This is a genomic window from Ciceribacter azotifigens (genome assembly GCF_048159625.1).
Classification (GTDB): domain Bacteria; phylum Pseudomonadota; class Alphaproteobacteria; order Rhizobiales; family Rhizobiaceae; genus Allorhizobium; species Allorhizobium azotifigens.
This window is the reverse complement of sequence record NZ_JBLQTA010000048.1, coordinates 1-2798: the sequence shown is the minus strand read 5'-3', so window position 1 is coordinate 2798 and position 2798 is coordinate 1. Positions and strand designations below refer to the sequence as shown.

The 2798-nt window shown below is 56.6% G+C and carries 2 protein-coding genes; both read left to right on the top strand.

Going from position 1 to position 2798, the window contains the following annotated elements:
* Positions 1 to 483 precede the first annotated feature (483 nt).
* Positions 484 to 1656, top strand: a complete 1173-nt coding sequence (locus ACM6UT_RS23110; RefSeq protein ID WP_416799620.1) for a type II toxin-antitoxin system HipA family toxin — start codon at positions 484 to 486, stop codon at positions 1654 to 1656.
* On the top strand, positions 1632 to 2663 hold the full coding sequence (locus tag ACM6UT_RS23105) for a helix-turn-helix domain-containing protein (protein ID WP_416799619.1): 1032 nt from the start codon (positions 1632 to 1634) through the stop codon (positions 2661 to 2663). Before ACM6UT_RS23110 ends, ACM6UT_RS23105 begins: the two co-directional genes overlap by 25 nt.
* Positions 2664 to 2798 lie beyond the last annotated feature (135 nt).

Genomic DNA, 2798 nt, shown 5'->3' with positions numbered 1-2798 from the left:
TCGGGGACTTTCGTACGCCTGCCGGCGCCCGAAACTCTTCACGAAAGGAGACGTTCAGGTACTGGACAACGCACCCTCCTAAGGAGACTATCCTCGATAGTCCTTGCGTCATAGGAGCGTCACCCGCACGGGGCGAAACCGTTTGCGGTTTGGTGGCTTGCCATAGAGGGTGGTCGGATTTTTCCCCGAGACGCCTGAACGATTTAAGAGATTCCGTTTTTGCAGCGATCGCCGCATTTCCGAAAAATTCTAAACGGCCTCCCGCGAATGGATTTTTACACTATATTCGAGTCACAGTTTCTCTGGCGAGCTGTGACTGGCGCAGATCGGCTGGATATAAAGCTAAAGATTGCTTTTTTCGCGCGAAATGCATGAAATCGAGTTATAGCTTGATTTTCTCGCAAATCATACACCATAATAAACATATGGCTTCGTTAGTGCCCCATCGGGCGCTTATGAGGTAGAGAGCGAAGGCATAACTTAATGGCCCTGAGAAGCGCAGATATATTGTTCAAGGATGAATCCGCCGGCACGTTGGTCGAAACGGCCAACGGCGGAACGCGCTTCGCCTATCATTCAGACTGGAATAAAGGCAATATCGCCTGCTGCTTCCCTTCCACGCAACGCGAACATGAATGGAAGGTCGGCCTGCATCCGTTCTTCCAGCACCTCGGCCCGGAAGGATGGCTACGCGAACAACAGGCACGTTCGGCACATGTCGTTGAAGAAGACGACCTTGGGCTGCTCCTTCGTTACGGCGCAGACTGTATCGGGGCCGTCAGCATCCGACCGCCGGACGATGCCGCACAGCTCCCGGAAATCAGCGAAGCCACGGCCAGCCCCGGACGCACAGTTTCAGGTGTGCAGAAGAAACTGCTTGTCACCAAGGATGATGAAAACAGGTTTGTTCCCGCGAGTGCGACGGGATCAGCCCCCTATATCGCTAAATTCAATTCCGACCGGATAGACAACCTCGTTCGGAATGAACTCCTGAGCCTGCGATGGACCGCCGCCGTCCTTGGCGAACGGGAAGTGACCGCGTTCACGACCTCGCTCATCGCGGCTGTTGACGAAACGGCGCTCATTGTTACCCGCTTCGACCGGAAACCGAACGGCGAGAAACTGCGCCTCGAAGACTGTGCGCAGATCCTCCGCAAGCCCAAGGGACAGGACTACGCAGGCAAGTATGATGCGGCCTACGAGGATATTGCCGCGATCATTCGTCAGCACTCATCGCGCGCGCCAATCGACCTCATGCGGTTTTTCAATCGCCTGATCGTCTTCACCCTGATCGGGAATTGCGATGCCCACCTGAAAAACTTCTCCCTTCTGGAAACGCCGACGGGCTTACGGCTATCCCCCGCCTATGATGTGGTGAACACCGCATTTTATGACGGATTCGACCAGACATTGGCGCTGTCAATCGGCGGTGAGAGAATCCATCTGGAAGCGGCCAACCAGGCGATTTTCCGTGCCTTCGGCAAGGAAATCGGCCTGCCGGACAGGGCCGTCGACCAGACATTCAGACAGCTAAAGCGGCAGGTGGAGAAGGCTGCATCCATTATCCGTCCGCCCGACGCGGAGCCGCCGGACGGCTTCGTGCATAGATTCAAAGAGATCGTGGACAATTCATGCCTGAGAATACTGGAAACATAGCCCCGCTCGCGTGGCAACGGTACGTGGAAGAAACCTTGCGCCGTCGCAAGGCGGAAGGTCTTACACAAAAAGATCATTCGGCTTTGGCGGGTGTCAGCCACCCGACAATGGCTGCGTTCGAGCGTGGTGAAACGACCCTAACACTGGCGAAAGCGCTCGATATCCTGCGCGTCGTGGGTTTGGTGGATGAGCCTGCCGAGGGGGACACGCAAGCCCGGTTCGTGCGCGATGCATTTGAGCGTTGGCGTAATCTGATTGCTCCGCTCCCCCAAGATTCGCCTGCGCGGTTTCCAAATGGCTGGTATCGGTTCGACTACTGGCTTGAGGGCGATCTCAAGATGCCGGAGCTGACCGCCTTTGAACGCATTCTTGAAAAGGCCGTAGTTCGGAAAACGGGCTGGCCGCCCTTCTGGCTTCCGACACGCGAGGCTATTCAGCCGCGTGAAGTTGATGGACTGATTGAATGTTGGCTTGCACCGCAAGGCGAGGAAGTCGAGCGCGGGTTTAATGATCCTGCGCATTGCGATTTCTGGCGTGCGGCACCTTCGGGGCGCATGTTCCTGATCCGCGGTTATCAGGAAGACGGTGCAGAGACATTCCCCGCCGGAACGATCCTCGACACGACGCTTCCCCTATGGCGGATGGGTGAGGTTCTGTTGCACGCGGAAAAGCTTGCATCGCTCCTTTGCAAAGATGCCGATACAGCCGTGACGGTTCATTTCCGCGCCATGTTCACTGGCCTGCGCGGTCGCGTGTTGCGCTCCTGGGCTAACCCGCTGAGTGATCTGCTTGTCGAAGGTCATGCGGCGCGAAGCGATGAAGCCGTGCTGGAGGCAAAGTTTTCTGCCAACGATATCGAGAGCCGATTGGCCGAATGCATGCTTCCGTTGTTGACGTCGCTCTATGAGAGGTTTGGCGTGGCAGGGCTTTCGCTCAACCGCGTCGAGGCGGAAGTGCAACGCTTGTTGAATAGCCCCATCAGCAAAGAACGTCGTCCGCGCCGCTAGCGGCGACGGCTCGCAAGCACATGGGTTTTGAGTTGATGCTCCAGGTGATAGCGTTCTGGTCGTCGGAAAGCTATTCGGAGTGATCCTATGTGTGTTGGTGTGGACGGCTCTGAGACCTCGGAGATCCGTGGCATG

Bases quoted from the DNA above. Each gene is read 5' to 3' on its own strand.
- ACM6UT_RS23110 (WP_416799620.1), top strand. From the start codon at position 484: ATGGCCCTGAGAAGCGCAGATATATTGTTCAAGGATGAATCCGCCGGC.
- ACM6UT_RS23105 (WP_416799619.1), top strand. From the start codon at position 1,632: ATGCCTGAGAATACTGGAAACATAGCCCCGCTCGCGTGGCAACGGTAC.